The organism is Synechococcus sp. B60.1, assembly GCF_047462555.1.
GTDB lineage: Bacteria > Cyanobacteriota > Cyanobacteriia > Thermostichales > Thermostichaceae > Thermostichus.
In genome coordinates this window covers 18,585-26,033 of the sequence record NZ_JANSJN010000013.1, presented here as the reverse complement: position 1 = coordinate 26,033, position 7,449 = coordinate 18,585, and the positions used below count along the sequence as shown (strand labels likewise).

Annotated in this window: 8 protein-coding genes; 5 read left to right on the top strand and 3 right to left on the bottom strand. The window is 55.9% G+C overall.

Annotated features, from left to right (window positions below):
* The 3 genes from NW863_RS02770 to NW863_RS02760 all read right to left on the bottom strand — a co-directional run.
* Positions 1-2,411, bottom strand: a 2,411-nt coding sequence (locus NW863_RS02770) for a dynamin family protein (protein ID WP_414364224.1), incomplete at its 3' end; no start/stop codon positions are given.
* Positions 2,412-2,499: 88 nt separating this feature from the next.
* Entirely contained in the window at positions 2,500-3,159 is a 660-nt protein-coding gene (locus tag NW863_RS02765; RefSeq protein WP_414364223.1) for an SDR family oxidoreductase, read from the bottom strand.
* A gap of 164 nt (positions 3,160-3,323) precedes the next feature.
* A complete protein-coding gene (locus NW863_RS02760) occupies positions 3,324-4,376 on the bottom strand; it encodes a CsgG/HfaB family protein (protein ID WP_414364222.1) in 1,053 nt (350 codons plus the stop codon).
* A 325-nt stretch (positions 4,377-4,701) separates the two neighbouring features.
* Between NW863_RS02760 and NW863_RS02755 the strand changes: the two genes are divergently transcribed.
* From NW863_RS02755 to NW863_RS02735, 5 genes are all read left to right on the top strand, one after another.
* Positions 4,702-4,884, top strand: coding sequence for a 50S ribosomal protein L32 (locus NW863_RS02755; protein WP_011430004.1), 183 nt, complete (start codon positions 4,702-4,704; stop codon positions 4,882-4,884).
* Positions 4,885-4,976: 92 nt separating this feature from the next.
* Positions 4,977-5,393: a J domain-containing protein gene (locus NW863_RS02750; RefSeq protein ID WP_414364221.1), complete on the top strand. Its 417-nt coding sequence runs from the start codon at positions 4,977-4,979 to the stop codon at positions 5,391-5,393.
* A gap of 132 nt (positions 5,394-5,525) precedes the next feature.
* Positions 5,526-5,789: a DUF3143 domain-containing protein gene (locus tag NW863_RS02745; RefSeq protein ID WP_414335177.1), complete on the top strand. Its 264-nt coding sequence runs from the start codon at positions 5,526-5,528 to the stop codon at positions 5,787-5,789.
* A 6-nt stretch (positions 5,790-5,795) separates the two neighbouring features.
* The gene (gene gloB, locus NW863_RS02740) at positions 5,796-6,554 is read left to right on the top strand and encodes a hydroxyacylglutathione hydrolase (protein WP_414364220.1); all 759 of its coding nucleotides are present in this window, start codon (positions 5,796-5,798) and stop codon (positions 6,552-6,554) included.
* A gap of 92 nt (positions 6,555-6,646) precedes the next feature.
* Positions 6,647-7,449: EAL domain-containing protein (locus NW863_RS02735; protein WP_414364219.1), on the top strand; the 803-nt coding region annotated here is incomplete at its 3' end.

The window sequence follows — 7,449 nt, the reverse complement described above, 5'->3', positions numbered from 1 at the left end:
TCAGCTAATTCACCGGTCGAAGAAGGTTTCAGTAAAGAAATCGAGGGCAAAAGTTCACGACCTAGGCCCATAGCCTGTAAGCATAGGTTAATCCCAGAAACGGCTTGGTTGTAGCTATCGATCTTTGCTTCTAGATCCCTTAGACGCTGTTGGTTTAAGGTAATTCTTTCTTCTGCTTCCTTTCTAAGTGTCGCTTCCATAAATTGCTTTGCTTCGGGATACTTTTGTAGAATTTCATCAGCCACTTCCTTAGCAACGGGCAAGAGCTGAGTCTTGAGGGTATTGTTGGTTTCTTGTCGGAAGTTAGAGCGTATTGTCTGGCTGACTTTGGGCTCAAAGTCAAGCTTCAGCAATTGCCGGATCCCCGGCTCCGCATCTCGAATAGCGGAAATATCGTAGGACTGAGATGTTTGCTTTAAAACTTCCCGGAACTGGTAAATGGAGAAAGTGCCCTCGTCATAGAAGCGAGGACTTTCTCTTAGATACCGATCGCACTCTTTTCGAGCGCCGCTAACTAATGCAGTGCAAACTTTTTCCTTAACCTCTAGTAGTTTTTTCTCTAGATCACCGTCGGATCCCAGTAGGCGAAACAACTGCTTGTAGTAGTCTGAACTGCGTACCCGATCAATAATCCGCCGAAAGGAGTTCTCCACAACTGTGGTGGCAGACTCGACCAGTATATCCTCTAGGTGATTTGATAGGTAGTAAAGGGCCTCAACCAGCACAGCCAAAAAGGGAGCTGTGGAGTTACGGTGGTGGATGCGGACAGCTTGGCTATAGGCACTATCTATTGAGAATGTGTCCAGAAGCTCATCCAGCCTACGCACCATCTTGGCCTGCAGCCTTCGGAAGTCATACTCAAACTCTTTATCCGTTCCGTCAATAATTTCGTTAACCATAGTTTGAATATGTTCATCGAACTCTTGACCAATCCTATTCAACTGCTGATTAATAAGCATTAACTCATGGGCAATCATGCTATCAACTTCTCTAGGCTGGCTGTCTAGGTCTCTATAAAGATCTAGGTAGGACTTTCTGAGCTCAATACACAGAGGCTGCAGGTCATCGGCAAGAGCTATAAACAACTGCGGGCGCTTTTCTTCCTTCAAATAGCGAGTAATCCCACTGAGAAATTCTTCTATGCCGCTATCTTTGATCATGTACTCAATCAAGGGCTTGCCCCACTCGCTTAGAATTCGAACGTAGTTATCGATAGGAGTCTCATAGCCGTGCACCGAAGGGCGGAAGGGGGATCCCACAAGCCTGCCTGAGGAGCTACAGTACTTGACAAATTCACTAATAAATTGAGGTGTCTGCTCTCTGCCACCTAGCTCTTTTATACTTTCTGCAAAAATGGTATCCAGACCAAACCTTGTTTCTCGAGTCGTTTCCCTGATCTGCGAGCCGTAGAAGCCAAGCAGGGCACTAGTTTTAAATAGGCGGGCTTGACGAAACTGCTGGTCAATGATGGTCTCTAATCTCTGCCTTAGCTGGGAGTTGTACCAAGTTTCATCAATGCGGTTGAACACATAAAAAACTCGATCGCGAATACTTTCGCTACTTTGGATGTGCTCAATGAGTTCTGTTTCTTCTTTAGTCAGCTCACCTGTTGTAGCACACTTGAGGACACAGACAACTGCGGAAGTGTTTGGATCGGCAATTTTTTGATAGGTGCGCTCGGCATCCGCTTTAACCGGAGCATCAATTCCAGGAGTATCGACAATAACGTTTCCGTCTTCTAATAGAGGATGATGGCAGTAGTACTCAATCTTCCGCAGAACTGCACTATTGGCACCGCGCCGCGCAAAACTGGCCGCTTCTCTTAGGTTGCCAAGGTTAAGCTGTTCCATCGAAAATACTCTGTTTTCGGTTGGGTGAATTCTGGCGCGGTTTTGCTGGAAACCTTCAATTAATAAGCGCAGCGCATCTGCCTGCTTTGCTCGTTCCGACTTACTTTTGCCGCCCTCCTGCTGAACAATGGCCTCAGCCTGCTCTTTTAGGCGATTGAGGGTGACTTCCTCTAGGTTGTTGCCGCTGGGTAGGGCTAAGCCTAAGCGAGTGCAGAAGGCAGCCATCTGTTCCTGCACCTGCCGCTCGCTGAGGAAGGTGAGTACTACCCTCTCGGCGGCAGGCTCTGCATAGGAGATGTAGCACTCTGTCCCTGTGGCGTGTCCTTCAGCGCTATAGAGAAGCTCCCTTTCTAACAAGGCGTTGATCAGCATCGACTTGCCAGCGCTAAAAGCACCGGCAAAGACAATCTCAAAAGTTGGAGAAATAGCCTTGCTCAGTGAAGCCTGAACTCGGGTTGTATCTTGCTTTGCTGAGAGCGTGGGATCCTGCTGCCAAAGGTTTAGAATCGTTTCAACATGCTCCCGTAAGTTCTCACACTGAGGCAAGAGTTGCACAGCCATCTCAGGGACCTCCGCTAGGGCTGGGGAGATTATAACGCCCTCAGCCTCGGGCGTGAGATCCCTATACTACTTTTCTTCCGACGGGGCCCTAGCTTGCTAGGGCAAAGAGGTCACTCCACTCCCGCCTGGGAACGCCGGGCTTAGCGATGATCTCGAAGATGCGGTTTTTTGCTGCCGGTTGAAATAGGCTTTCAACAGCCACTTGAGCTACCTTGAGGCGAGGGATGCTGCCCTCAAAGAGAGTGTCAGCCTGAGAGAGGACAATGCCATCCTCGTTGTCCTGGTTTTTCAGGCCCCCTGGCCGAATGATGGTGTAGGTGAGGCCGCTGTTTTGCAAGTATTCTTCGGCTCGTTTTTTCCACACCAAGATCAGCCAAAACAGGTTGAGGGGATGGAACAACTGGGACACGCATAGAGAAGAAATCAAAACAAAGTGTTGGATCCCTTGGGCTTTGGCCACATCCACTAAGTTCTTGGTGCCTTCATAATCCACTCGGTAAGGCAGAAAGGGATCCCAACTGGGCCTAGCCCCTGTAGCACAGAGCACTACCGTACATCCCTCCATGCCGGCTTCCAGGGTGGCCGGGTCCAGCACATCTCCCACCACCACTTCCGCTTCGGGGGGAAGAACCTGTGCGGCCAGCTCGCGGCTGCGCACCAGCGCCCGTACCGGGATGCCACGTCCCACCAACTCTCTGACGATGCGCCGCCCCGTTTCTCCCGTAGCCCCTGCAACAAAAGCCTTCATCTTCTCCCTTTGCCTAGGTTGGCTGTAGTTGTACCAGCTCTTGGGTTGGCCCTGCTAGAACCATTATCCAATCCGCCCAGAGCGGAATGGTAGGGATCCCAAAGCGCAACGAATAGCCCCAACCTGCTGGTGAAGCAAGTTACGGGGGAGTAGCCGGTGGACTTCTATTGAAGCGGCTTGGCTACATCTCCCACCTTAAAGCCAGAGCCGCTGAGAATGCGGCCCACACTGGATCCCTGATCCACCTCTGTCAGTTGAATTTGGCCAGCTGGCTCGGTCAATTTGCGCAGGACTGCTCCTGTGGCCGGATCCTTAACCTCGCGAACGACGCGCTCCACAGAAAGGATCAATCCCACGCGATAGCCGTCGCGGCTGCCCTTGTTCAAGATCACCTGATTGCCGTAGACATCCGCCACCAAGGCATCCACCGTCGGCAAAGAGCGGGGCTGGGCTGCCAAGCGACTGGCAAAACCGGCCAACTGCTGGGCAATTTGCTCCACCGCCTGCTGGCTGGCCAAAACCAGCAGCTTTTCTTCGTTGCTGGTGGCGGATCCCCCGCCAAAGCCGGCAACCGTGACCGTACTATCCGACTGGCTGGCGTTGCCCCGGCCCTCGACCACGGCCAAGATCTCAGCCGTGCTGGTGCTCACCAGGCGGGCATTGAGCTGCACGTTGGCATCGGCATCCACCGACTCGGCCCCCACCGCCAGCGGAAAGCTGCCGAAGGGGGTTAAGACCGGCGCCCCACCGCCGGAACGGCGCACCGACACATCGAACTGGGTAACACTGCCGAGGATCACCGCATCGACCCCGAGGATCCGGCCCACCTGAGCGGCGGTGTTGGCATCCAACCGCCCTGATAGCCCCAAGTTCTGCTCGGCCAAGATCGCGTCCAGCCGCGAGCGCTCGATAACAGAAAAAGTGCCATCTCTCACCAGCCGATCCACCAGCAGATCGCTCACCCCCCGGGAAGCCTCGCGCAGGCTGTAGGAATTGCTGAGGCTGCTGAAATCAAAATCCAAAACCGCAACGCGCGGGCGAGTGCTGGGTTGAGGCGCTTGTCCTACCTGGCTGGGGGCAGAGAGATTGCAGCGAAGGTCTTGGGGAAACTTCTGGCACAGCTCCGGATTGGTGGATTGGGCAGCCACTGGGATCCCCGTCCAACCCAAGCTCAGCAGCGGGATCCCGAACAACAAGATGGAAGAGAGGTTGCGCATGATTGAGCGATCTCCTGGATCGAGGAGGTGGCCACAGTCCATTCTTAGCTTGCACCCAAAAGAGCTTCCGGGGGAGGATGACCAATGTCACCTGGCCGCCTGTTCCAGAAGATGTCCTATACTCTACCGACTTCGAGGCCTTTGGGAAAAGGGATGAAGAGGGTTTGCACAGAGGAGTTGACAGATCTCAACAGTTAAGGTTGGGCAGAGACGCTCGCCCTTTGTAAGTTGCCGGAAAAGCTTGACCCAATTGGGCCAGGTTCAGAACGGGATCGAGCGTGCAAGCCCAGTGCTAGCCTAGTAAAGCTGTGTTTTTGTACAAGCTATGCCTGTTCCCAAGAAGAAAACCTCCAAAGCCCGCAGTCGCAGGCGGTATGCTGTTTGGCTGGGCAAAGCCAAGCTGCAGGCCCAGCGGGCGATGACCATTGGGCGCGCCATTCTCAGCGGTCGCAACACCGGCTTCTACTACCCCAAAGCCAAGTCCGAAGAAGAGGAGGGAGAAGAATAAAGCCCGGCAGCAGGGATCCTGGTTTACATTGGGGTCAGGCTCCCTTGAGAGCTGTTCTGCTGCCTCCCGGTCTTGGTTGTTTAGCGACTGGCATGCGCTCGTTGACCTCTCTTACCTACTACCAGCGGCTGGGCCTGTCTCCAGGGGCATCTCCTGAGGCCATTCGGCGGGCCTACCGGCAGTTGAGCAAACGCTACCATCCCGACACTTCTCCTCTGGCGCCAGAGGTGGCGATTCGTTGCTTCCAAGAACTCCAGGAAGCCTACCTTGTCCTCAGCAACCCGGCGAAACGGGCCATCTACGATGCCAGCCTGCGGGCGGTGACGGTCGAAACGGGATCCCTCAACGGGAGGGGATCCCTTCATACGGATTCTCTCGAGCTGCGCATGGAAACCCGGCCTCTCTCGGCGGGCGAGCTCTGTGCCCTGCTGCTGATGGGATCCACCTTCGTGGCGTGTTTGGTGTTGGCGGTTGCTTTGGCCTGGCTACGGGAGGGCGGGGTGGGCTAACCAACTCCGGTTGCTTGGGGATGAGGTTCAGACAAAGCGCTCGGAGCTTCCCACGGATCAAGTGCTTGAATGGAATAGGCTGTTAACTTTTGTCTAGTTTGACGGCTTCTCTGCGCGCGTTTGAATCTCACCATGCCTTTGCCCCCTGCCACCACACCTCTCTACAATCACCCGCTCCACGCCATCGAACGCTGGCTGGAGGAGCAAGGCTGCACCCGCGACCCAAAGGATGTGGAGCAATGGTTTTGCGAGCGGCCGGGCTGGAAAGCCTGCCTGCGCCTAGAAGAGACCAGCATCTGGGTGCGCTACACCTACCCGGATGGCAACACGAAAACCCTGTCTTTCCCCTACTCCCTCAGCCGCCAGGATGTAGAACAGGCCATTTTTGAGGACTAGCCGGCCATGCGCATTCTGCAACTGCCTGCCCTGCGCGACAACTACATCTATCTGCTCTACGATCCCGAGACGGCAACGGCAGCAGTGGTGGATCCGGCAGTGGCCGAGCCCGTGCTGGACAAATTGGCCGAGCTGGGGGCGGAGCTGGTGGCCATCTTCAACACCCACCACCACCACGACCATGTGGGGGGCAACCTGCAACTTTTGGCCCGCTACCCCCGCGCCGTCGTCTACGGCAGCCAGGTGGATCGAGGGCGGATCCCTGGCCAGACGGTGGAGCTGCAGGCGGGGGAGACGGTGGAATTTGCGGGCCGGCAGGCGAAGGTGTTGTTTGTGCCCGGCCATACGCGGGGACATGTTGCCTACTACTTCCCCGAAAGCGGGGATCTCTTCTGTGGCGATACTCTGTTTGCTGGGGGATGCGGGCGGCTCTTTGAGGGCACCCCAGAGCAAATGCTGGGATCCCTGGATCAACTGCGCCAGTTACCTGAACCGACGCGGGTGTGGTGTGCCCACGAATACACCTTGAACAACCTCAAGTTTGCCTTGACGGTGGATGGGGACAACCCGGATCTGCAGGCGCGCTATCAGCAGGTGGTGGCGCTGCGCCAGGCGGGATCCCCGACGGTGCCCAGCACCATCGGCGAAGAGCGCCGCACCAATCCTTTTTTGCGCTGGGATCAGCCGGCTCTGCAGGCGGCCACCGGCGTTCAAGATCCGGTGCGGGTCTTTGCCCGGCTGCGGGGTATGAAGGATCAGTTTTGACACTTTTCTTTTGATTGACAACTTTTGGCAATTTCTAAGAGAGCTAAGGCATACTGTCGGGGGGACTGCCTCTAGCTACTCCCTGCAGATCTATGTCTTGCCCCGACTGCCCAGCTCTGCCCGCCTTTCTGCAAGAGCCAGGGCGCCTATTTCTCTGGCTGCCCACTCCTCATATCCACCAGAAGCTCTGGCGGGCTCTGGAGGCCAAGACAGAGGTTCCCGTTCAACTTTTGCAAGACCTTGGCCTAGTTGTTGCCATTGCCCAGGGAGCCCTTAAGAAGACCTTGGAGACAATGGCTGAGATTCTCTCGCAAGAAGAGATGCGGGCCAGCCGCGCCCTGTTTTTGGCCGGAGATAGGGATCCCTGCTGGCAAGATTGCGCCCGGGTGGAGTCACTGCTGCAGTTGTTCCACCGCACCCAAGCTGAGCTTTTGCTGGAAGTGTTGAAGGAAAACCGTCTCACCACCTACTTTCAGCCCATTGTCGGGGGGCGGGATCCCACTTGTGTGGTTGGCCACGAGGCGCTGGTGCGGGGGTTGGACAAAGAGGGCAAGGTGATTGGGCCGGGCTTGCTCTTTGCCATGGCCCGCGAGGCCGGGCTGCTCTACCACTTGGACTTGGCCGCCCGCCGCACGGCCATTGCCGCGGCCACCCAGCACCGCTTACAAGGGGATCTCTTCATCAACTTCAGCCCTACGGCTATCTACGACCCGGCCTTTTGTCTGCGCTCCACCGTCTGGGCCATCAGTCGCGCCGGGATCCCGCCCCAGCGGGTGGTGTTTGAGGTCAACGAATCCGACCGCAGCCCCGATTTGGACCACTTGCAGCGGATTTTGCGCTTCTATCGGCAGGCGGGCTTTCGGGTGGCGCTGGATGACCTGGGCGCCGGCTACGG